The 21,858-nt window shown below is 52.9% G+C and carries 19 protein-coding genes; 6 read left to right on the top strand and 13 right to left on the bottom strand.

All coding sequences use genetic code 11. The features are described from left to right. Positions 1 to 205: 205 nt before the first annotated feature. Positions 206 to 616 carry a hypothetical protein gene (locus LCS67_RS22530; RefSeq protein WP_000896275.1) on the bottom strand — a complete coding sequence of 137 codons (411 nt, stop codon included), beginning with the start codon at positions 614 to 616 and terminating at the stop codon, positions 206 to 208. Between the two features lie 1,194 nt (positions 617 to 1,810). On the opposite strand from LCS67_RS22530, the gene LCS67_RS22525 reads away from it, so the two are divergent. The 4 genes from LCS67_RS22525 (at position 1,811) to LCS67_RS22510 (ending at position 5,424) form a co-directional block, all read left to right on the top strand. Beyond that, positions 1,811 to 2,998, top strand: a complete 1,188-nt coding sequence (locus LCS67_RS22525; RefSeq protein WP_000819611.1) for an MFS transporter — start codon at positions 1,811 to 1,813, stop codon at positions 2,996 to 2,998. Further along, a complete protein-coding gene (yidZ, locus tag LCS67_RS22520; RefSeq protein ID WP_000749361.1) occupies positions 2,967 to 3,926 on the top strand; it encodes an HTH-type transcriptional regulator YidZ in 960 nt (319 codons plus the stop codon). The genes LCS67_RS22525 and yidZ overlap by 32 nt, the downstream gene beginning before the upstream one ends. A 157-nt stretch (positions 3,927 to 4,083) precedes the next feature. Further along, a complete protein-coding gene (locus tag LCS67_RS22515; protein ID WP_000190681.1) occupies positions 4,084 to 4,839 on the top strand; it encodes a 4'-phosphopantetheinyl transferase family protein in 756 nt (251 codons plus the stop codon). 18 nt (positions 4,840 to 4,857) lie between these two features. Further along, on the top strand, positions 4,858 to 5,424 hold the full coding sequence (locus tag LCS67_RS22510; RefSeq protein WP_000005228.1) for an NADPH-dependent FMN reductase: 567 nt from the start codon (positions 4,858 to 4,860) through the stop codon (positions 5,422 to 5,424). A 44-nt stretch (positions 5,425 to 5,468) separates the two neighbouring features. On the opposite strand, the gene adeP is transcribed toward LCS67_RS22510, so the two are convergent. Next, positions 5,469 to 6,806, bottom strand: coding sequence for an adenine permease AdeP (gene adeP, locus LCS67_RS22505; protein ID WP_001519317.1), 1,338 nt, complete (start codon positions 6,804 to 6,806; stop codon positions 5,469 to 5,471). Positions 6,807 to 6,974: 168 nt separating this feature from the next. On the opposite strand from adeP, the gene yieH reads away from it, so the two are divergent. Beyond that, a complete protein-coding gene (gene yieH / locus LCS67_RS22500; protein WP_000078081.1) occupies positions 6,975 to 7,640 on the top strand; it encodes a 6-phosphogluconate phosphatase in 666 nt (221 codons plus the stop codon). Between the two features lie 94 nt (positions 7,641 to 7,734). Here the strand turns inward: yieH and phoU are convergent, their stop codons facing one another. The 7 genes from phoU to LCS67_RS22465 form a co-directional block, all read right to left on the bottom strand. Then, the gene (gene phoU, locus LCS67_RS22495) at positions 7,735 to 8,460 is read right to left on the bottom strand and encodes a phosphate signaling complex protein PhoU (RefSeq protein ID WP_000377800.1); all 726 of its coding nucleotides are present in this window, start codon (positions 8,458 to 8,460) and stop codon (positions 7,735 to 7,737) included. Positions 8,461 to 8,474: 14 nt separating this feature from the next. Further along, positions 8,475 to 9,248 carry a phosphate ABC transporter ATP-binding protein PstB gene (gene pstB, locus LCS67_RS22490; RefSeq protein WP_000063118.1) on the bottom strand — a complete coding sequence of 258 codons (774 nt, stop codon included), beginning with the start codon at positions 9,246 to 9,248 and terminating at the stop codon, positions 8,475 to 8,477. A 110-nt stretch (positions 9,249 to 9,358) separates the two neighbouring features. Continuing rightward, positions 9,359 to 10,249 (bottom strand): phosphate ABC transporter permease PstA, encoded by an 891-nt coding sequence (pstA, locus tag LCS67_RS22485; protein ID WP_000212196.1) that lies wholly within the window; start codon positions 10,247 to 10,249, stop codon positions 9,359 to 9,361. Continuing rightward, a complete protein-coding gene (gene pstC / locus LCS67_RS22480; RefSeq protein WP_000741630.1) occupies positions 10,249 to 11,208 on the bottom strand; it encodes a phosphate ABC transporter permease PstC in 960 nt (319 codons plus the stop codon). The genes pstA and pstC overlap by 1 nt, the downstream gene beginning before the upstream one ends. 135 nt (positions 11,209 to 11,343) lie before the next feature. Next, positions 11,344 to 12,384 carry a phosphate ABC transporter substrate-binding protein PstS gene (gene pstS / locus LCS67_RS22475; protein ID WP_000867132.1) on the bottom strand — a complete coding sequence of 347 codons (1,041 nt, stop codon included), beginning with the start codon at positions 12,382 to 12,384 and terminating at the stop codon, positions 11,344 to 11,346. A gap of 165 nt (positions 12,385 to 12,549) precedes the next feature. Then, entirely contained in the window at positions 12,550 to 13,923 is a 1,374-nt protein-coding gene (locus LCS67_RS22470; RefSeq protein ID WP_000162546.1) for a fructose-specific PTS transporter subunit EIIC, read from the bottom strand. Positions 13,924 to 13,971: 48 nt separating this feature from the next. Next, positions 13,972 to 14,790 carry a shikimate 5-dehydrogenase gene (locus LCS67_RS22465; RefSeq protein ID WP_000166716.1) on the bottom strand — a complete coding sequence of 273 codons (819 nt, stop codon included), beginning with the start codon at positions 14,788 to 14,790 and terminating at the stop codon, positions 13,972 to 13,974. A gap of 94 nt (positions 14,791 to 14,884) precedes the next feature. Between LCS67_RS22465 and LCS67_RS22460 the strand changes: the two genes are divergently transcribed. Then, on the top strand, positions 14,885 to 16,642 hold the full coding sequence (locus LCS67_RS22460) for an SgrR family transcriptional regulator (protein ID WP_000213157.1): 1,758 nt from the start codon (positions 14,885 to 14,887) through the stop codon (positions 16,640 to 16,642). Positions 16,643 to 16,792: 150 nt separating this feature from the next. On the opposite strand, the gene glmS is transcribed toward LCS67_RS22460, so the two are convergent. The 4 genes from glmS to LCS67_RS22440 all read right to left on the bottom strand — a co-directional run bounded on the left by glmS (position 16,793) and on the right by LCS67_RS22440 (position 21,849). Next, complete coding sequence (gene glmS, locus LCS67_RS22455) at positions 16,793 to 18,622, bottom strand: glutamine--fructose-6-phosphate transaminase (isomerizing) (protein WP_000334068.1); 1,830 nt, start codon at positions 18,620 to 18,622, stop codon at positions 16,793 to 16,795. 188 nt (positions 18,623 to 18,810) lie between these two features. After that, entirely contained in the window at positions 18,811 to 20,181 is a 1,371-nt protein-coding gene (gene glmU / locus LCS67_RS22450; protein WP_000934840.1) for a bifunctional UDP-N-acetylglucosamine diphosphorylase/glucosamine-1-phosphate N-acetyltransferase GlmU, read from the bottom strand. A gap of 320 nt (positions 20,182 to 20,501) precedes the next feature. Then, on the bottom strand, positions 20,502 to 21,200 hold the full coding sequence (locus tag LCS67_RS22445) for a Bax inhibitor-1 family protein (protein ID WP_000009908.1): 699 nt from the start codon (positions 21,198 to 21,200) through the stop codon (positions 20,502 to 20,504). A 229-nt stretch (positions 21,201 to 21,429) separates the two neighbouring features. After that, the gene (locus LCS67_RS22440) at positions 21,430 to 21,849 is read right to left on the bottom strand and encodes a F0F1 ATP synthase subunit epsilon (RefSeq protein ID WP_001251971.1); all 420 of its coding nucleotides are present in this window, start codon (positions 21,847 to 21,849) and stop codon (positions 21,430 to 21,432) included. Positions 21,850 to 21,858: the final 9 nt, after the last annotated feature.

Here is a 21,858-nt window from a genome sequence, read left to right as displayed (position 1 = left end):
CAGAAGGGAACCACAGGAAACACTATTGGTAGCAGCTACGTTCGGTCAAAAAAACCAAAAAAGCTGGATACGGTGCGCGGATATGCATAATATTATGCACAGCCAATTGCACGCCAAACAGTGCAACACTGGTTACTGTAGGCGGAGATCAGAAAGAGTCGCCAAACTTTAGATCTGATCTTCGCCTTTTCCTTTTGCTGCCTTCCTACTCATCACCCAACTTGAAGATAATTTGTCCTTTCTCCATCTGAGTGTCTGAATCCTGTGAAAACTGTTTCACCGATGCATCATCATCATCAGACAGGCGAGGAAACCCTGGCCGTAGTGTGATTCTGATTGCACAGGATGAATACTCACCTGCTTTATTCTTTTGTCCTGCAACTCCAAAACCACCCTCTGGGATTTTTTTTATCATCCACAATGATGATTCACTGTCGTAAAGGATATCAACACGGTCACCTGTTTCGATACCAGTTGCATCCATAGCAGTGCGACCAATTCTGAATCCCAGTTCCACAGCACCAGTGGCGCGTTTAGTTTGAGTAACAGTAACGTGGTTGCTTTGTACCATACGGCCAGTTTTCGCAGCCATCGTTGATAGAGATACGAAAGCCATAACAACCTCCTGAGATATTCAAGTTATCGCATTGTACGATCGATCAGGTTGCAATCACAATAATTTTTTTATTTGTTTTTGCTCCCTTAAATCACAACCAATAACCAAAAAATTTAGATGACTCAATTATTATTGTTCTTCGTTTCGCGGCATATCATAACACACAGTTTTATGCGTTAGTTTCCTGAATCCGGAAGATACTAAAAATTTTCTCTATCTAGCAAAAAATGATGGAATCCCCTGACGGCAAAATTTTTGTTGAAAGTGAGATAACTTAACTTTTGTTATACACATATTGTAAGTGGACACTTACCAACATTTTTAGTTGGTGGTATCATAAGATTTACTCCAACTTAAAGAAGCATCCCTGTAACCGTTAGAGTTGAACTTCATTTTCATAACAAAGTTACTTCTTGGCTCAACTAGGAAAAATTTTCAAATCCCACAAACAATTTCCCGCAGCTTTCCCTCCTCCCCCGTTCTATCCTACCCCCAACTCATAGCAGTACCCCTAAAAGCTTCCTGTTCTAAGACGAACTGCAACCTGTAAGAAGCGCCTTTGGCGGTCAGCCCCCGGTCACCCAGGGAACGAAGCGTGGCCCGAAACTGACCTCCTGTCTCGATGCAGGTGACCACACCCTTTATCGCTACCCTGTTGCAAGCGTAGCGGCAGACAGAACGCTGTAGAGAAGTCGGACGGCATTGCCGAAGGTTTTCCGTCCGTACTTCCTGCTGAATGTGCAAAACGCGGCGTCACTTTTAAGAGCGTAAGAGAGTGAAAGTGACGCCAGCGCGCAGATCAGCTTCAACCCGGCTACTGCCTGCAAATCCACTGCAACAAACTGGCTGACACTCAAACAGATGTCAGAAATTCACTTACCAGGGTCAATCTGGCCGGGATCTCAAAAAATGCATGGAACTAAAACGGGTCTATTTACAGTTTCACCAGCTACTTGGTTTTTGTGTCCTTTAATGTGCCCATAGCCATGTTTTCAAGGCAAATTATAGATTATATATCAACGAATTATCTAGATTTTCCAGTTTCTGTATTGGTGACGGCTGACGCCATCCGGCTTACGTCACTGCCGGGGTGATATCTCATTGCCTCATAGGAAATCACTGTTGTCCAAATGGCAACTCGTCTCGCGCAACGTCGCCCCGTATTCTTAGCGCCACACTTTTCGTGAGGCCGTTATGAAACGTTTTCTACTGTGTAGTTTTGCCCTGGTTTTACTCTATCCTGCCGGTATTGATATGTATCTGGTCGGTTTACCGCGTATAGCCGCCGATCTGAACGCCAGCGAGGCGCAGTTGCATATCGCCTTCTCCGTTTACCTGGCCGGAATGGCGACGGCCATGCTGTTTGCCGGGAAGATAGCCGACCAGTCAGGCCGCAAGCCGGTCGCGATCGTCGGCGCGCTCGTCTTTATGATAGCCTCACTGCTTTGTTCACGGGCGTCGGAAGGCTCGCTATTTCTGAGTGGGCGTTTTCTTCAGGGAGTAGGCGCAGGCGGCTGCTATGTGGTGGCGTTCGCCATTCTACGCGACACGCTCAATGAGCATCGCCGGGCGAAAGTGCTGTCATTATTGAATGGGATTACCTGTATTGTGCCGGTACTCGCCCCGGTGATGGGGCATTTGATTATGCTTCGTTTCCCCTGGCAAAGTCTGTTCTATACGATGTCCGCGATGGGCATTATTGTGGGCCTGTTATCACTGTTTATCCTGCGCGAGACGCGCCCGGCAAGGCTGGCTCCACGCGATTTATCACGATCGTCGCCCGCCGCCGAGTCGCTGGTTAACCGTTTTTTCGTCAGTCGACTGGCGATCACCACCCTTAGCGTGTCGGTGATCCTGACCTTCGTCAATGCCTCTCCAGTGCTGCTGATGGAGGTGATGGGATTTAGCCGTGGCGACTATGCCATTACCATGGCGCTCACCGCAGGCGTCAGCATGGTCGTCTCTTTTTCTACCCCTTTTGCGCTTGGGTTATTTAAGCCGCGAACCTTAATGCTCGTCTCACAGGGGCTGTTTTTGACGGCTGGCGTGACGTTAAGCCTTGCTCATACCAATACCGTCACGCTCTTTGGCCTGACGCTTATCTGCGCCGGATTCTCGGTTGGTTTTGGCGTCGCGATGAGCCAAGCGCTGGGGCCGTTTTCGCTGCGCGCCGGTGTGGCCAGTTCCACGCTGGGTATCGCGCAGGTTTGCGGTTCATCACTGTGGATTTGGCTGGCGGCAATACTCGGTATCAGCGCGATGAATATGCTGATCGGGATTCTGATTGGCTGTAGCATAGTGAGTATCATGCTGATTATCATTGTTGCCCCTAACCGGTCCGTGCCAACTCATGAAGAAATCCCTCAGCAGTCTCGATCTTAATTTGTTGCTGTGCCTGCAACTATTGATGCAGGAACGCAGCGTTACCAAAACCGCCAAACGGATGAACGTCACGCCGTCGGCGGTGAGTAAGTCGCTGTCGAAACTGCGGACCTGGTTTGACGACCCGTTGTTTGTAAACACCCCGCTGGGACTTACGCCGACGCCGTTAATGGTCAGTATGGAGCAGAATCTGGCAGAGTGGATGCAGATGAGCAATCAATTGCTGGATAAGCCGCACCATGAGGCTCCGCGCGGGTTGAAGTTTGATCTGGTGGCTGAAACACCGCTGGTCATGATCATGTTTAACGCCCTCTCCCGGCAGATCTATCAGCGTTATCCTCAGGCGACGATCAAAATACGCAACTGGGACTATGATTCGCTGGATGCGATTATTCGCGGCGAGGTGGATATCGGCTTCACCGGACGCGAAAGCCATCCCCGCTCGCGAGAACTGCTGAGCCTACTGCCGTTGTCGATCGACCATGAAGTGTTATTTTCCGATCTCCCTTGCGTCTGGCTACGTGAAGATCATCCGGCATTGCAGGAAGAGTGGAGTCTGGACACATTTCTGCGCTACCCGCATATCAGTATTTGCTGGGAGCAAAGCGATACCTGGGCGCTGGATGATGTCCTGCAAGAAATGGGACGCAAACGCCATATCGCGTTGAGCCTGCCGGGGTTCGAGCAGTCGCTCTTTATGGCCGCCCAGCCGGATCACACCCTGATAGCAACCGCGCCGCGCTATTGCCAGCACTACAATCAGCTCCACCAGCTACCGTTAGTGGCGCGCCCCCTGCCTTTTGATGCGCAACAGCGGGAAAAGCTGATGGTGCCGTTTACCCTATTATGGCACAAACGTAATAGTCATAATCCCAAGATTGTGTGGCTACGACAGGCTATCAACACGCTCTGCCGTCGCCTTATCTGACTACCTGCGTTGATAAATTAACCTTCCTCTTACCAGAAATGTCACCGTCTGATTAAAGAACGTTCTGAAATTGAATTTTTAGCGCGTAAAACCTGTCCATAATTTACGTTAATGTTACTCTCGTCATTATCACGGCCCATTAATCACGGAGCGAAAAATGGCGACTCACTTTGCCAGAGGGATACTTACGGAGGGACAGTTGGTTTCAATTCGTCTCTCTTCGTCTTGCCATATTGAAGCCAGAAACCTGCCTGCTCACCGACGAACGCGTTTTCTCGCCTCCAGAGGCCTTCTTGCCGAACTGATGTTTATGCTGTACGGAATTAGCGAGCTGCCGGAAATCATTATTCAGGCGAAAGGTAAACCCGCGTTTCGTGACAAAAATCTGCCAGGTTTTTCTATCTCCTACGCCGGAAATATGGTTGGCGTGGCGTTGACCACCGAAGGAGAGTGCGGGCTGGATATGGAATTACAGCGCACCTCCCGCGGCTTTCACCATCCGCATTCGCTCGAACGCCACCCTTTCTCCCGTAATGAAAACTTATGGGTATCCAATCAAAACGATCCCAACGAAGCGCGAGCGCAACTCATCACATTGCGCCAGAGCGTGTTAAAACTCACCGGCGATGTCATGAATGACGATCCGCGGGAGCTGCAACTTTTACCCGTTGCCGGACGCCTGAAGTGCGCGCATGTCACGCAGCTTGAAGCCGTGTGCGATGCGGAGGATGTGCTGGTATGGTCCGTAACCGTTACGCCAGCGATAGAAAAATTAAAAGTGTGGGAGTTCGATGGCAAACTGGGCTGGAAAAGCCTGCCCGATATCCAGACGCGCGCCAATGAACCAACCGGGCGTCTGATGCGATTCGCCCAACTCCCCGCCGCCAAATCGTATACGCTTAATCGTTCATAATGAAAAAAGGGGGCACGTATGTCTGAAACGCTGAATGTGGTTACATTGCTGGGAAGTTTACGCAAAGGTTCCTTTAACGGGATGGTGGCGCGTACGCTGCCTAAAGTCGCGCCGGCAGGAATGACGGTATCGCCGCTGCCTTCGATCGGGGATATTCCGTTGTATGACGCCGATATCCAGCAGGAAGAGGGATTTCCAGCCAGCGTAGAGGCGCTGGCGGAGCAGATTCGCAACGCTGACGGCGTCGTCATTGTGACGCCGGAATATAACTATTCCGTTCCCGGCGGCCTGAAGAATGCCATCGACTGGCTATCCCGTCTGCCTGAGCAGCCGCTGGCGGGTAAGCCCGTTCTTATCCAGACCAGTTCAATGGGGGCGATTGGCGGCGCGCGCTGCCAGTATCATCTGCGCCAGATTCTGGTGTTCCTTGATGCGATGGTGATGAATAAACCGGAGTTTATGGGCGGCGTGATTCAGAATAAAGTCGACCCGCAGACTGGAGAAGTGGTGGATCAGGGAACGTTAGATCATTTGACCGGTCAGCTGACCGCATTTGGTGAGTTTATTCAGCGCGTTAAAGCGTAAGCTCGTTAAAAACCCTCACCCCGATGGGGCGAGGGTTCATTTCATCAGTGTGCGTCAATAAACACAATCTTCAGCACGAATAACAGCGCGACAATCACTACGCACGGGCTAAGGTCGCGCAGGCGACCGGTACCAATCTTCATCACGCAGTAAGAGATAAAGCCCAGCGCGATACCTTCGGTGATCGAGAAGCTAAACGGCATCATTACCGCCGTAATAAACGCCGGGACCGATTCGGTTAAATCCTGCCAGTTTACCCGCGCCAGGCTGGAGGTCATCAGCACGCCGACGTAAATCAGCGCGCCCGCCGCCGCGTAAGGCGGCACCATGCCCGCCAGCGGCGACAGGAAGATAACCAGCAGGAACAAAATACCGACCACCACCGCCGTCAAACCGGTGCGACCGCCCACCGAAACGCCGGAAGACGATTCAATATAAGCGGTCACAGAAGAGGTTCCGACAAATGCGCCAGTGACGGAAGAGATACTATCAACAAACAGCGCCTGCTTCATGCGCGGGAATTTGCCTTTCTCATCCGCCAGGCCGGCTTTATCGGTCACGCCAATCAGCGTACCGGAGGAGTCAAACAGGTTTACCAGCATGAAGGAGAAAATAACCCCCGCCAGGCCAAGATTGAACGAGCCTGCCAAATCGACATGCCCGACCACGCTGGTGACGCTTGGCGGCGCGGAGACAATGCCGTTGTAGTGCACATCGCCCATCATCCAGCCAAGCAGCGTCGTGACGATGATGGACACCAGCACCGCCGCATGAATGTTGCGCGAAGCGAGAATCGCAATAATAAAGAATCCGAGAACCCCCAGCAGCACGCTGTGCGAGGTCAGGTTGCCGATGCTGACCAGCGTTTCTGGATTGGCGACAATCACGCCGGCGTTTTTTAGCCCCATCATGCCGATAAACAGGCCGATGCCGCTGGTGATGCCCACGCGCAGGCTGACCGGAATGTTGGCGATCATCCAGTAACGCACGCGGAAGATAGTCAGCAATAAAAGACCAACAGCGCCCCAGAAAATGGCGCCCATGCCTACCTGCCACGGCAGTCCCATTGCCTGAACAACCACGAAGGCAAAGAACGCATTCAGCCCCATCGCGGGCGCCAGCGCCACCGGCAGGTTAGCGAACAGGCCCATCAGAATACTGCCAAAGGCTGCAATCAGACAGGTGGTCACAAAGACGGCGCTGGTGTCCATGCCAGCTACGCCCAGAATTTGCGGGTTAACAAAAACGATATAAACCATCGTCAGGAAAGTGGTAAAACCGGCGATCACTTCGGTTCGTGCCGTCGTGCCATGTTCGCGCAGTTTAAACACGCGTTCCAGCATACCCTGACCAGAAGCCTGGGTGGTGTGTTGTTGACTCATTATCAATTTCCGGAGAAAGGAGGGAAAATTCGCCGTTATCCTATACCAAAATGCGACACCTGGCGCAGTTGTGTGGTAATTTTTTTCACTCAATTTGTTAGTACGGCAACGATTGCGTCCCCTCATTCAGCATTACGTAAACGTTAAACTTGTTAAAATGGAAATGACATGTCCCAAATCGAAGCGGTGTTTTTTGACTGTGACGGCACGCTGGTCGACAGTGAAGTGATTTGCTCGCGCGCCTATGTCACTATGTTCCGGCAGTTCGGCATTACGCTTGAGCTCACAGAAGTATTCAGACGCTTTAAAGGCGTAAAGCTCTACGAAATTATCGATACCATCAGTAAAGAGCATGGCGTTGCGCTGGCAAAGGCGGAGCTGGAACCCGTGTACCGCGCCGAGGTTGCGCGCCTGTTCGATACCGAACTGGAAGCGATCGCGGGCGCAAATACCCTGCTGGAGAGCATTAAGACGCCGATGTGCGTGGTATCCAACGGGCCGGTCAGTAAGATGCAGCATTCGCTGGGTAAACTGGGCATGTTGCATCATTTTCCCGATTTGCTGTTTAGCGGTTACGATATTCAACGCTGGAAGCCCGATCCGGCGCTGATGCTCCATGCGGCGAACGCCATGAAGGTCAATGTTGAGAAGTGTATTCTGGTGGATGATTCCAGCGCAGGCGCGCAGTCAGGAATTGCAGCGGGAATGGAAGTGTTTTATTTCTGCGCCGATCCGCATAACAAGCCGATCGATCACCCTAACGTGACGACGTTTACCGATTTGGCGCAGTTGCCGGGATTGTGGAAAGCGCGCGGGTGGGAGATTACGCGTTAACTGAAATGCCGGATGGCGCTGACGCTTATCCGGCCTACAGCATCTGTACCTGTAGGCCCGGTAAGCGCAGCGCCACCGGGCAAAAGAATGAGATTTACTCTTTCGGATCTTTCCCCGCCAGCAGCTTATCCAGCTCATCTCCGCCCACGTGACGGAAATCCTGCCCCTTCACGAAGTAGAAGATGTATTCGCAAATATTCTGGCAACGGTCACCGATACGCTCGATAGAGCGCGCGCAGAATAACGCGGTCAGCACGCTGGGAATGGTGCGCGAGTCTTCCATCATGTAGGTCATCAGCTGACGCACGATGCCTTCATATTCCTGGTCAACTTTCTTGTCTTCACGGTAGATACGCACCGCTTCGTCGAGATCCATCCGCGCGAACGCATCCAGAACGTCGTGTAGCATCTGCACGGTGTGGCGACCCAGCGACTCCAGGCTGACCAGCAGTGGCTGGTGCTGCTGGGAGAATTTCTCCAGCGCGGTACGGCAGATTTTATCCGCCACGTCGCCAATGCGCTCCAGTTCGGCGATGGTTTTGATAATCGCCATTACCAGACGCAGGTCACTCGCCGTCGGCTGGCGCTTGGCGATAATACGCACACAGGCTTCATCGATGGCGACTTCCATCATATTAACCTGATGATCGCCTTCTACCACGCGCTTCGCCAGCTCGCTGTCCTGGTTGTGCATGGCGGTGATAGCGTCAGAAAGCTGCTGCTCCACCATGCCGCCCATGGTCATTACCTGAGTGCGGATGCTTTCCAGTTCTGCGTTGAACTGGCCGGAAATATGTTTATTAAGGTTCAGACTGTCCATTACGCACTCCTGAATTAACCGTAACGACCGGTGATATAGTCTTCTGTTTGTTTCTTCGCGGGCTTGGTGAACAGATCGTCCGTGTTGCTGAACTCAATCAACTCGCCCAGGTACATAAACGCCGTATGATCGGAGCAACGTGCCGCCTGCTGCATGTTGTGGGTCACGATCACCACGGTGTAATCCTGTTTCAGCTCGGTGATCAGCTCTTCAATACGCCCGGTGGAGATCGGATCCAGAGCTGAACATGGCTCATCCAGCAGCAACACTTCCGGGCGAATAGCGATACCACGCGCAATGCACAGGCGCTGCTGCTGACCACCGGAGAGAGAGTACCCGCTCTGGTGCAATTTATCTTTGGTTTCGTTCCATAATGCGGCTTTGGTCAACGCCCACTGCACGCGCTCGTCCATATCGGCGCGAGACAGCTTCTCAAACAGACGCACGCCAAAGGCGATATTGTCATAGATGGACATCGGGAACGGCGTCGGCTTCTGGAATACCATTCCCACTTTTGCGCGCAGCAGCGCGATATCCTGGGTGTTGGTGAGAATATTGTCGCCATCCAGCAGAATTTCACCTTCCGCGCGCTGCTCCGGATAAAGCGAATACATTTTATTGAAGGTACGCAGTAGCGTTGATTTACCGCAGCCGGATGGCCCGATAAATGCCGTTACCTGATTCTTCGCGATATCCAGATTAATGTTCTTCAGGGCATGGAATTTGCCGTAGTAGAAGTTCAAATCACGAACCTGAATCTTACTCGGGGCAGTTTCAACCATACTCATTTCACTCTTTTCCTCATCATGCCTGATGGCGCTTCGCTTATCAGGCCTACATATATGTCAACCGTAGGCCGGATAAGGCGTTTACGCCGCCATCCGGCAAGGTATTAAACTTAACCGTGTTTCTTCTTGGCGAAAATCACGCGCGCCAGAATATTCAGCAGCAGTACGCACAGGGTAATAATCAGCACGCCCGCCCAGGCTAATTGTTGCCATTCGGCAAACGGGCTCATCGCGAATTTAAAGATGGTCACCGGCAGGTTGGCGATCGGCTGCATCATGTCGGTGCTCCAGAACTGGTTCGAGAGCGCGGTAAACAACAATGGCGCCGTTTCCCCGGCGATACGGGCAATGGCCAGCAGAATACCGGTCATAATGCCGGAGATAGAGGCTTTCAGCGTAATCGCGGAGATCATCTTCCACTTCGGCGTACCCAGCGCGTAGGCGGCTTCACGCAGGCTATCCGGCACCAGCTTGAGCATGTTTTCAGTGGTACGGATAACGATCGGTACCTGCAACAGCGCCAGCGCAATCACCCCTGCCCAACCGGAGAAGTGCTGCATCTGCGCCACCACGATGGTGTAAACAAACAGCCCCACAACAATTGACGGCGCGGAAAGCAGAATGTCGTTAATAAAGCGAATGATTTCCGCCAGCCAGGATTTACGGCCATATTCCGCCAGATAGATCCCGGCCATAATCCCCAGCGGCGTACCCAATACGGTAGCCCAGAGAATCAATAATCCACTCCCTGCCAGGGCGTTCGCCAGCCCGCCGCCCGCCGTGTTCGGCGGCGGCGTCATTTCGGTAAACAGCGCCAGCGACATCCCGTCGATACCACGGGTGATGGTGGACATCAAAATCCAGATCAGCCAGAACAGGCCAAATGCCATTGTCGCCATTGAGAGCGTTAGTGCGATACGGTTCTTCATGCGGCGACGCGCCTGCATCTTGCGACGGGATTCCGCGAGCTGCGCGGTGTTCTGCATATCAAGCGTAGCCATTAACGTGCTCCCTCGTTCTTCGCCAGACGCATAATCATGAACTTAGACGCCGCCAGGACGATAAAGGTGATCACAAACAGGATCAGCCCCAGTTCCATCAACGCTGCCACGTGCAGACCCGATTCCGCCTCAGCGAATTCGTTCGCCAGCGCGGAAGTGATGCTGTTGCCCGGCATATACAGCGACGCGCTGTCGAGCTGGTAAGTGTTGCCGATGATAAAAGTGACCGCCATCGTTTCACCCAGAGCACGGCCCAACCCCAGCATAATGCCGCCGATCACGCCATTTTTGGTGAACGGTAGCACGATGCGCCAGATAACTTCCCAGGTAGTGCAGCCGATACCGTAAGCGGACTCTTTCATCATTACCGGCGTTTGCTCGAAGACGTCGCGCATAACCGCCGCAATGTAGGGGATGATCATGATGGCGAGGATGACGCCCGCCGCCAGAATGCCGATACCAAAGGCCGGGCCGGAGAACAGCGCGCCGACAAAAGGAATGTTGGAAAGAATATTGCCGACCGGCTCCTGGAAGTACGTCGCAAACAGCGGCGCGAAGATAAACAGCCCCCACATGCCGTACACGATACTGGGAATTGCCGCCAGCAGTTCAATGGCGATGCCGAGCGGACGCTTTAGCCAGCCTGGCGCCAGCTCGGTTAAAAACAGGGCAATGCCGAAACTGACCGGAACGGCGATCAGCAGTGCGATAAAGGAGGTCACCAGCGTGCCGTAAATGGGCACCAGTGCGCCGTAGATATCGTTTGGCGCGTCCCATTCCTTAGTCCAAAGAAATGAGAAACCAAATTTCTGAATACTTGGCCAGGAGGAGATGATCAATGAGACGATAATACCGCCCAACATCAATAGCACAATCAGCGCAGCCAGTTTTACCAGCGCGCTGAAAATCATGTCGCCTTTTTTACCCGGCGGGTTAAAAGCAGGCTTGGTTGCAGCCATAAATTACTCTTTCCATTAAACGCGTTTTACGACGTTGCCCCTGCCGGATGGCGCTACGCTTATCCGGCCTACAACGTGGGCCTGCGGTCGAAACCGTAGGGCGGATAAGCGTAGCGCCATCCGCCAATTCGTTAATTAATACAGCGCCTTACCGTTGCTGTCTTTTATACTGGTCTTCCAGGCGGTACGAACCTGCTCAACAACGTTATCCGGCAGGCTGGCGTAGTCCAGATCATTCGCCTGCTTAGCGCCATTTTTGTAGGCCCAGTCGAAGAACTTCAACACTTCAGCACCCTGCTCAGGTTTCTTCTGCGCTTTGTGGACCAGGATAAAGGTGGTGGAGGTGATTGGCCACACATCGTCACCTTTCTGGTTGGTCAGATCCTGCGCGAAGGTTTTGCTCCAGTCTGCGCCTTTCGCCGCATTAGAGAAGCTCTCTTCCGTCGGGCTTACCGGTTTGCCGTCGGCAGAAACCAGTTTGGTGTAGGCCAGGTTGTTCTGCTTGGCATACGCATACTCAACGTAGCCAATAGCGCCTGGCAGACGCTGTACAAATGCCGCGATACCGTCGTTACCTTTACCGCCCAGACCAGTCGGCCAGTTTACGGTAGAGCCCGCACCAATTTTGGATTTCCACTCTTCGTTGACTTTCGCCAGGTAACTGGTGAACACGAAGGAGGTACCGGAACCGTCAGCGCGACGCACCACAGCGATATTCTGAGAAGGCAGCTTCACGCCTGGGTTCAATTTGGTGATGGCTTCATCATCCCACTTCTTGATTTTACCGAGGTAGATGTCACCCAGCGTTTTACCATCCAGCACCAGTTCGCCGGATTTGAGGCCTGGAATATTCACCGCCAGCACCACGCCGCCGATCACAGTCGGAAACTGGAACAGGCCTTCCTGATTCAGTTTTTCGTCAGACAGCGGCGCATCGGAAGCGCCAAAATCAACGGTATTCGCGGTGATTTGTTTCACGCCGCCGGAAGAGCCTATCCCCTGGTAATTGACTTTGTTACCGGTTTCTTTCTGGTAGGTATCCGCCCATTTGGCATACACCGGTGCAGGAAACGTTGCACCGGCACCTGTCAGGCTTGCTGCTGCAAAGGCAGAGAACGCGCTCATCGATAAGGTCGCGGCGACAACAGTTGCGACAGTGGTACGCATAACTTTCATAATGTCTCCTGCACGGTTTCGGTAAATCATTGTTTGAGTTGCTACGATGAGCAAAATAGGACAAATTGATGACAGTTATATGTCTTGATTATGACGGTTTGATGACAATGGAAATAAAAAAGCTGGCCCGGGGAGACACCAGACCAGCCTGCAGGGGGAGATGAATTAAACTGTTTGCGCAACCACAGACGGTTTCAATAGCGCGTACATCAGGCCGCAGACAATCGTGCCCAGGGCAATCGAGAGCAGGTACTGCATCACATGTTCCACCGCATGCGGGATCGCCAGGACAAAGAGGCCGCCGTGTGGCGCCATCAGTGTACAACCGAAATACATGGATAGTCCCCCGGCGATTGCGCCACCGACCATCGTGGAAGGGATGACGCGCATCGGGTCTCGCGCGGCGAAGGGAATCGCCCCTTCAGAGATAAAGCACAGCCCCAGGATAAAAGATGCATTACCCGCTTCATGCTCAGCGGCATTGAATTTCGCTCTGGCCGCCCAGGTTGCGACGCCCATTCCTAATGCCGGTACCATCCCTGCCGCCATAATAGCCGCCATTGGCATATAAGAATGAGAAGCCAGTAAACCGACGCCGAAGGTATACGCAGCTTTATTCACCGGCCCGCCAAGGTCAAAACCTTGCATTGCGCCCAGCAACATTCCCAGCAAGATCGCATTCGTAGAGGTCATATTCCCCAGGAACGTCGTCAGCCCCTCCATCACCGCAGAAACGGGGCCACCCACCACGTAAATCATGATAAGGCCGGTAATCAGCGTAGACAGTAGCGGCAGAACCAGCACAGGTTTAAGCGCTTCCATCGACGCCGGCAGCTTAATATTTTGCGCCAGAAACCGTACGCTGTAACCGGCCAGAAAACCGGCCACAATCCCACCCAGGAAACCAGCGCCGCACAGGCTGGCCAACATCCCGCCAATAAGCCCCGGGGCCAGACCCGGACGATCGGCAATTGAGAAGGCAATAAACCCAGCCAGTACCGGCACCATCAGCGCAAAGGCCGCCTTACCGCCGATTTGAAATAACGCAGCCGCCAGCGTGCCCGGCTCGTTGAAGGCCTGGATACCGAAGACAAAAGAGAGTGCGATACACAATCCTCCCGCCACCACCAAAGGAAGCATATGGGATACGCCGGTCATTAAATGCTTATAAACGCCGGGTAGCTCTGTTTTACCAGCTGAAGAAGAGCGCCCGGCACTCCCCTGATAGACCTCGGCGCTATTGAAAGCATTATCCATTTCCTGCGCACTCTTTTTTAGCGCCGCGCCGGTACTGGTGCGATAGAGTCTTTTGCCAACAAAGCCTGACAGATCCAGCTCAATATCCGCCGCGATAATCACCACATCCGCCTGCGCTATCTCTTCCGCGGTCAGCGTGTTCTTCGCCCCGACGGAACCGCGGGTTTCAACCTTGATCCAGTCACCACGCTTGCGGGCTTCAATTTCCAGCGCTTCTGCCGCCATAAAGGTATGGGCGACGCCCGTCGGACAGGCCGTCACAGCAACAATTTTTTTAGTCATAGTAGGGTACCCTGTTCTTTTAATTTAAAGAAAAAGCGGGAAAAAATGTTACAGGCGTGACCAGGCCGCTGCTTTCTGGAACAGCGCGTCATCCGGGCGAATCCCGGTATAAAGGACAAATTGCTCCACGGCCTGAATAGCAAACACTTCGGAACCGGTAATCACGGTTTTACCGCGTTCACGGGCGTAGCGGATCAGCGGCGTGACGGGCGGTAGCGCCACCACATCAAAGATAACGCTCGCCTTATCCACTTCCTGTTCGGAATAAGAGAGTTTGTCGGCATCATTACCGCCAGCCATTCCGATAGGCGTGGCGTTAATTAACAAATCGGCTTCAATACCGTCGGTATCCGGGCGCCATTCATAGCCATAGAGTTCGGCCAGTTGTTTACCTGACGCTTCATCAATCGCGACAATATAACCACGGGTAAACCCCGCATCCTTCAGCGCGCAGGCCACCGCCTTTGCCATACCACCGCTGCCACGCAAAGCAAACACCAGGTCGGGAGAGACCTTGTAACTCGCCAGCAAGCGAGCTATTGCAATGTAATCGGTGTTGTACGCCTTCAGATGGCCATTGGTATTCACAATGGTATTAACTGAGTGAATGGCCTGAGCGGAAGCATCCAGTTCATCCACCAGCGGAATGCAGGCTTCCTTAAAAGGCATAGAGATCGCGCACCCACGGATCCCCAGACCGCGCACGCCGCTAATGGCCTGCGTAAGATCGGTCGGCGAAAAGGCTTTGTAGAGATAATTGAGATCCAGCGCTTCGTACAGATAGTTGTGAAAGCGTGTACCGAAGTTACTCGGGCGTGCCGCCAGGGACATGCAGACCTGAGTATCTTTATTAATGCGCTTTGTCATGATGAATCCTCATAGAAGTTGCGATAGAGAAAATCATCGGCTAAAAAGGGGATATTAAAAATTGCTCATTCCCGTTCGGGAAATTTCACCTTTTATGACAACCCGGCACACTGAACAAAAATACTTAAAGCTACTCCAGCACTATGGCGACAAGCCTGTTAGCGTGACATTACAGGAGCTGGCGGATGTGTTGTTCTGCACCCGGCGGCATATGCGTAATCTGTTGCTTCAGATGCAGGAGGCAAAGTGGCTCATCTGGCAATCACAGGCCGGACGTGGGCATCGCGCCCGGCTTCACCTGCGCTATAAACCAGAACAGCTGTTAAGCGAAAAGGCGGAGCAGTTACTGGAGTCTGGTCATATTGATCAGGCCATTCAGCTGCTGGGTAAAAATAAGCACCAGGTGGCGCAACTGCTGCGTTCAAAGCTGGGCTATAGCGTGCGGGCAGACTATCAGCGGCTGTGCATCCCCTATTATCGGACAATGCCGTCGCTGTGCCCCGGCATACCGTTGCGTCGCTCTGAGCAGCATCTGGTCAGGCAGATTTTTAGCGGCCTGACGCGCATAAATGAGGAAAAAGGTGAAATCGAAGCCGATCTTGCCCACCACTGGCGGCAGATTGATCCACTGCGCTGGCGTTTTTATCTGCGCCCCGCCGTCCTCTGGCATGATGGTCAGGAGCTGACGATCGACGCGGTTATCGCTTCACTGACCCGCAGCGCTAAGCTGCCGTTGTTCTCGCACTTGCAGACCATTCAGGCCACCGGGCCGCTGAGCCTTGAAATTACGCTGGCGCACCCGGATAACCGACTGCCGCTGCTGCTCAGCCATATTGATGCCATGATCCTACCGCCTGACCATACACAACGCGCTGATTTCCCGGCACATCCTGTGGGGACTGGCCCTTATGAGGTGGTGGAAAACAATGGCTTTCATCTGCAAATGAAGGCCTTTGACCACTACTTTGGTCTGCGCGGGCTGCTGGATGAAGTGGAGGTCTTCATCTGGCCGAATTTAACGGAGACAGACAACCTGGCGGAATCGCTGTCGGATAACGACACGGCAGCCTGGCTCAGCTCCAGCTTGAGCGATGAGGATTACGTTTCCGGACGGCTTAGCCAGGTATCAGGCAAACCATCTGACAGCCTGCGCGAGATGTTTCTTGAGCGTGGAGGATATTTTTTATTATGCGACAGCCGCTCCCCGCACTGGCATACCGCCGAACATCGCCGCTGGCTGCGGGAAACACTCAGCCCTTACGCCTTACTCCAGCATCTGAGTGAGGCAATTCGCCCCTTCTGGGTACCGGGCGGCAGCCTGCTGTCCTCCTGGTTTCATACTATTGAGGCTGGCCCGGCCTGTTCACCTTTTATCTCGTCGTCGCCCTACGCGAAACTGCGTCTGGCCTATCACGATCAGCACCCTGAATTTCCAATGCTTCTGGATATCATGCAAAAGATCATGCGCCAGCAGGGCATTTTACTTGAGGGCGTTGCACTGAATTATGATGACTGGGCAAGCGGCAAGGCCGAGGTTGATCTCTGGCTGGGGACAGTTAATTTCCCCATTCCCGAAGAGTGGAACGTCGGTACATGGCTGCTGGGCTCCCCTTTACTGCGCCACGCCATCAGCGGTGGGGATGATGCGCTGCTGGCCCAATGGGAAACCCAGTGGCATGCCGAAACAATCAGCGCGGAACAACTGGTCAGGGAAACCACCCGTTCAGGCTGGCTACAACCGCTTTTTCACCACTGGATGCGACTCAAAGGCCCCGACCGGGCCAGGGGGATCCACCTGAATAACCTGGGGTGGTTTGATTTCCGATCCACCTGGATTGAGCCAGGGCCTTAAAGAAGAGAATGTGACCGGGTGCCCGTAGCGCAGGCAGGCGTAGCACCTCTTAGTCGCTCTTCAGCCACCATAGAGAAAGAACAGCGCCTGTCACGGCGCACAAAAAAAGGCCGTCTATCGACGGCCTTCTGCCTGGTGCAACATTTGTACTTACTCTACGGTAACCGATTTCGCCAGGTTACGCGGCTGGTCAACGTCGGTGCCTTTAATCAGCGCCACGTGATACGCCAGCAGTTGCAGCGGAACGGTGTAGAAGATAGGCGCAATGACCTCTTCCACATGCGGCATCTCAATGATGTGCATGTTGTCACTGCTGACGAAACCCGCATCCTGATCGGCGAAGACGTACAACTGACCGCCACGCGCGCGAACTTCTTCGATGTTGGATTTCAGTTTCTCCAACAGTTCGTTGTTCGGCGCCACCACAATCACCGGCATATCGGCGTCAATCAGCGCCAACGGCCCGTGTTTCAGCTCGCCTGCAGCATAGGCTTCCGCGTGAATGTAAGAGATCTCTTTCAGCTTCAGCGCGCCTTCGAGCGCAATCGGATATTGATCGCCACGCCCCAGGAACAGCGCATGGTGTTTGTCAGAGAAATCTTCCGCCAGGGCTTCAATACGTTTGTCCTGCGACAGCATCTGCTCAATACGGCTCGGCAGCGCCTGCAGACCATGCACGATATCATGCTCAATGGACGCATCCAGACCTTTCAGGCGAGACAGTTTCGCCACCAGCATCAACAGCACGGTTAACTGGGTGGTGAAGGCTTTGGTAGATGCTACGCCAATTTCCGTACCCGCGTTGGTCATCAGCGCCAGATCGGATTCACGTACCAGCGAAGAGCCGGGCACGTTACAAATGGCGAGCGATCCGAGGTAGCCCAATTCTTTGGATAAACGCAGGCCCGCTAAGGTATCTGCCGTTTCGCCAGACTGGGAGAGTGTGATCATCAGGCTATTACGGCGCACGGCAGATTTGCGATAGCGGAATTCAGAGGCGATTTCAACGTCGCACGGAATACCTGCCAGCGATTCAAACCAGTAACGGGAAACCATACCGGAGTTGTAAGACGTACCGCAGGCGAGGATCTGAATATGCTCAACCTTCGACAGCAGTTCGTCGGCGTTCGGCCCCAGCTCGCTTAAATCCACCTGACCGTGGCTGATGCGCCCGGTAAGGGTGTTTTTGATCGCGTACGGCTGTTCGTAGATTTCTTTCTGCATGTAGTGGCGGTAAATACCTTTATCGCCCGCGTCATATTGCAGATTAGATTCGATATCCTGACGTTTTACTTCCGCGCCGGTGTTATCGAAGATATTTACCGAACGGCGAGTGATTTCAGCGATATCGCCCTCTTCAAGGAAGATAAAGCGACGAGTCACTGGCAACAGCGCCAGCTGGTCAGAAGCGATAAAGTTTTCGCCCATACCCAGGCCAATCACCAGCGGGCTACCAGAACGTGCCGCCAGTAGGGTATCCGGGTGACGGGTATCCATGATCACTGTACCGTACGCACCACGCAGTTGCGGGATAGCACGTAGAACAGCCTCACGCAGAGTACCACCCTGTTTCAGTTCCCAGTTTACCAGGTGTGCAATCACTTCGGTGTCGGTTTCAGAAACGAAGGTATAGCCACGCGCTTTTAACGCTTCACGCAGCGGTTCATGGTTTTCGATGATGCCGTTATGCACCACCACAATGTGTTCAGAAACATGCGGATGCGCGTTAGCTTCTGAAGGTTCACCGTGCGTCGCCCAGCGAGTGTGAGCAATACCTGTGCCGCCATGCAGAGGATGTTCTTCCGCTGCCTGAGCCAGCATCTGGACTTTACCGAGGCGACGCAGGCGGGTCATATGACCTTCTGCATCAACAACGGCCAGACCGGCAGAGTCATATCCGCGGTATTCCAAACGACGTAAACCTTCGAGAAGGATTTCAGCTACATCACGCTGCGCGATAGCGCCAACAATTCCACACATAGTTTTATTTCCTGATTATGGCATTACGCCATGCGTTGTCGCTGACCTGTATGCCCGTCGTTGCGGGCGCCCCGAGCCTTGTAGAGAGTGGGGTTATTTTTATAAGTACTGCTCATGGAGCGGAGGATTATTTTATCCTCTCATCTCCGGTCTGCCGGATGGCGCTGACGCTTATCCGGCTTACAAAATCACTTTTTCTTCACCGGACGCTGCCAGCCTTGCTTATGTACCTGTGGCACGCGGCTTAATACCAGTTCATTGTCGGCTACATTACGAGTGACGGTAGTCCCTGCGGCGATGGTAGCCCCTTTACCAACAGTAACCGGCGCCACCAGTTGGGTATCGGAGCCGACAAACACATCGTCGCCAATAACCGTTTTGAATTTGTTCGCGCCATCATAGTTACAGGTGATGGTCCCCGCGCCGATATTCACGTTGTCGCCAATTTCCGCATCGCCCAGATAGGTCAGATGACCGGCTTTAGAACCTTTACCCAGACGCGCTTTTTTCATTTCAACGAAATTGCCGACATGAGCGCCCGCTAACAGCTCCGCGCCGGGACGCAGGCGAGCAAACGGACCGATGGTGCAGGCCGCTTCCAGATGCGCATCTTCCACCACGCTGTATGGGCTAATTTCGCAGTCATCGCCAATAACGCTGTTTTTAATAATGCACCCCGCGCCGATCTTCACGCGGTGACCGAGCGTCACGTTACCTTCGATGATAACGTTAGCGTCAATTTCCACATCACGCCCGTGAGCCAGATTACCGCGCAGATCAAAACGAGCCGGATCGCGCAACATAACGCCGGATAACAGCAGTTTCTCCGCCTGTTCGGCCTGATAAATACGCTCCAGACGAGAAAGCTGTAGACGGTTATTCACGCCGTCCGTTTCGCTGATGCGAGCCGGATGCACCGCGGCGATTTCCCGTCCTTCCTGATAAGCCAGCGCAATGATATCTGTGATGTAATATTCACCCTGCGCATTATTGTTAGTCAGCTTAGACAACCAGCGTTTCAGGTCCGCGCCGTTGGCGATCAGAATACCGGTATTAATTTCCTGGATCTGACGCTGTTCATCAGTGGCGTCTTTATGTTCAACGATGCCGGTCACTTTACCGTTTTCACGCGTAATACGGCCATAGCCGCTCGGATCGTCCAGCTTCACGGTTAATAACCCAATACCACCCTGCGGTTTGGCATCACACAGGCGCTGTAAGGTTTCAACCGAAATCAGCGGCACGTCGCCGTAAAGCATTAAAATATCTTCATCGTCGCTAAAGAAGGGCGCGGCCTGCTGCATTGCGTGACCTGTTCCCAACTGTTCCGCCTGAAGCACCCAGTTCAGCTTGTCATCTTTCAGGGTCTTTTTTAACAACTCGCCACCGTGGCCATAGACCAGATGAACCTGTGCGGCCCCTAATTTAGTTGCTGCATCAATGACATGCTGCACCATGGGTTTACCCGCCAGCGTGTGCAGCACTTTAGGAATATCGGAATACATGCGCGTGCCTTTACCTGCGGCAAGGATCACTACGCTCATAGCACTATTTAACATACGCGTCCTGACTGTAATTTGAGAACGAATTTATACTGTTTCACGTTGAAAATACTACATTTTTTTCATCGTAAAATGGAAGAAGGATAAAACGCTCACCGGGATAACATCCCCGCCTGCTAATGAATCATTTTCGTTCATTACCGCGCCTCTTGTCTCCTGAAAAGTAAAAATACCCGCGTATTGGCAACGTAGTCCGATGTTTTTGCTGTTTTTTTACTCCATAAATAAAGAAGATAACGTAATAAAGCGCAGGGGAGCCAGAAAAGCAAAAACCAGCGACAGAGGCCGCTGGTTTTCCGTTGCGCGTATTTTTTTACTTAATTACGCGACATAAAAATCCGCAAAATATACCAGAACATGGTCGCGATAGAAGCGAACAGATGTAATGCCGCGCCAGCAGGGCGATCGGTAGGGTAATGGTGAATAATGTTAGAAGTATCGTAAAGTATAAACCCGGCGCACAGCAGTACCATTAGCGCAGAAAACCAGACACCCAGCGAGAAGCCGCAGATGACGCTGGCAATAATCGCGCCAAAAGCAATGAACCCAGCCATAGTCAGAAACGAGCGCAGAAAAGAAAAGTCTTTTTTTATGGAAAAAGCGGTAAACGTCAGACCGCCGACCAGCAACAGAGTCGTTATTGCCGCCGCGCCAATGCTCGACGGGTTAATATACGCCGCCACCGTTAACAGGGGGGCAAAAATCAGGGATTCTGCCAACACATAAATCCCCAGCCCGATAAGTTGCGTTTGATTAGTCCCCGCATTATCCGCCAGACGGGTCGCCAGCATTCCCACCAGCATAAAAGCGCCAAGAACAACCAACCAGCTATATCTTCCACCAGCCAGCAGCACATCAAGCGCATACTCCCCGACCCCTATAAAACTCCACGCTGCGCTCAACACGATAAAACCGACGATGGCGACGGCGAGATGAAGATAAGCGCGACGAATAAAGGTAGTACGATCAATCCTTGAGTCGGGTTGTGGACCCGCAAAGGATGGCTGAAATGACATAGTAATAATCCCTCATTTTATGCAATAAAAACGCATCCATTCCTTCCTTCTTCGCACAATGTGCAGATGCCAATGCCAGAAAGAAGGATTTAATGAAAACAGCGCTGTCGCTGAAAACGCATCGCCTTCAGCCGCTTGTTTTTGTCGTTGCTAGTTTATCGAATAAAAATTGAGAGGATAAAAAAAAACCAGTCCGCAATCAGACTGGTTTTATGCTTTCAAGCCGGTGTTACATCGCTTTTTTGGTCAACTCGATAACGCGCAGTTTAGCGATCGCTTTGGCCAGTTCCGCAGACGCCTGAGCGTAATCCACGTCACCGTGCGAGCTCTTAATGTGCTCTTCGGCTTTACGCTTCGCTTCCAGGGCTCGCGCTTCGTCGAGATCCTGACCGCGAATCGCGGTATCCGCCAGAACGGTCACGCTGCCAGGCTGCACTTCCAGAATGCCGCCGGACAGATAGATAAACTCTTCATGACCGTGCTGCTTAACGATGCGAATCATACCAGGCTTAATGGCGGTGAGCAGCGGCGCGTGCCCCGGGTAAATCCCCAGTTCGCCTTCGCTACCCGTAACCTGGATTTTCTCGACCAGACCGGAGAACATTTGTTGCTCCGCGCTGACGACATCCAGGTGGTAAGTCATTGCCATATCACCCTC

Source organism: Salmonella sp. A7 (assembly GCF_020181675.1).
Classification (GTDB): domain Bacteria; phylum Pseudomonadota; class Gammaproteobacteria; order Enterobacterales; family Enterobacteriaceae; genus Salmonella; species Salmonella enterica.
The sequence above is the reverse complement of the archived record's forward strand: the minus strand, read 5'-3'. Positions and strand labels throughout refer to the sequence as shown.

What these genes read in the sequence shown, in the direction of transcription:
- glmU (WP_000934840.1), bottom strand. Translation starts at nt 20,181, where the DNA reads ATGTTAAATAGTGCTATGAGCGTAGTGATCCTTGCCGCAGGTAAAGGC.
- pstS (WP_000867132.1), bottom strand. Translation starts at nt 12,384, where the DNA reads ATGAAAGTTATGCGTACCACTGTCGCAACTGTTGTCGCCGCGACCTTA.
- LCS67_RS22525 (WP_000819611.1), top strand. Translation starts at nt 1,811, where the DNA reads ATGAAACGTTTTCTACTGTGTAGTTTTGCCCTGGTTTTACTCTATCCT.
- LCS67_RS22510 (WP_000005228.1), top strand. Translation starts at nt 4,858, where the DNA reads ATGTCTGAAACGCTGAATGTGGTTACATTGCTGGGAAGTTTACGCAAA.
- LCS67_RS22445 (WP_000009908.1), bottom strand. Translation starts at nt 21,200, where the DNA reads ATGTCATTTCAGCCATCCTTTGCGGGTCCACAACCCGACTCAAGGATT.
- LCS67_RS22440 (WP_001251971.1), bottom strand. Translation starts at nt 21,849, where the DNA reads ATGGCAATGACTTACCACCTGGATGTCGTCAGCGCGGAGCAACAAATG.
- pstB (WP_000063118.1), bottom strand. Translation starts at nt 9,248, where the DNA reads ATGAGTATGGTTGAAACTGCCCCGAGTAAGATTCAGGTTCGTGATTTG.
- pstC (WP_000741630.1), bottom strand. Translation starts at nt 11,208, where the DNA reads ATGGCTGCAACCAAGCCTGCTTTTAACCCGCCGGGTAAAAAAGGCGAC.
- pstA (WP_000212196.1), bottom strand. Translation starts at nt 10,249, where the DNA reads ATGGCTACGCTTGATATGCAGAACACCGCGCAGCTCGCGGAATCCCGT.
- adeP (WP_001519317.1), bottom strand. Translation starts at nt 6,806, where the DNA reads ATGAGTCAACAACACACCACCCAGGCTTCTGGTCAGGGTATGCTGGAA.
- LCS67_RS22465 (WP_000166716.1), bottom strand. Translation starts at nt 14,790, where the DNA reads ATGACAAAGCGCATTAATAAAGATACTCAGGTCTGCATGTCCCTGGCG.
- yieH (WP_000078081.1), top strand. Translation starts at nt 6,975, where the DNA reads ATGTCCCAAATCGAAGCGGTGTTTTTTGACTGTGACGGCACGCTGGTC.
- LCS67_RS22515 (WP_000190681.1), top strand. Translation starts at nt 4,084, where the DNA reads ATGGCGACTCACTTTGCCAGAGGGATACTTACGGAGGGACAGTTGGTT.
- LCS67_RS22460 (WP_000213157.1), top strand. Translation starts at nt 14,885, where the DNA reads ATGACAACCCGGCACACTGAACAAAAATACTTAAAGCTACTCCAGCAC.
- phoU (WP_000377800.1), bottom strand. Translation starts at nt 8,460, where the DNA reads ATGGACAGTCTGAACCTTAATAAACATATTTCCGGCCAGTTCAACGCA.
- LCS67_RS22470 (WP_000162546.1), bottom strand. Translation starts at nt 13,923, where the DNA reads ATGACTAAAAAAATTGTTGCTGTGACGGCCTGTCCGACGGGCGTCGCC.
- LCS67_RS22530 (WP_000896275.1), bottom strand. Translation starts at nt 616, where the DNA reads ATGGCTTTCGTATCTCTATCAACGATGGCTGCGAAAACTGGCCGTATG.
- yidZ (WP_000749361.1), top strand. Translation starts at nt 2,967, where the DNA reads ATGAAGAAATCCCTCAGCAGTCTCGATCTTAATTTGTTGCTGTGCCTG.
- glmS (WP_000334068.1), bottom strand. Translation starts at nt 18,622, where the DNA reads ATGTGTGGAATTGTTGGCGCTATCGCGCAGCGTGATGTAGCTGAAATC.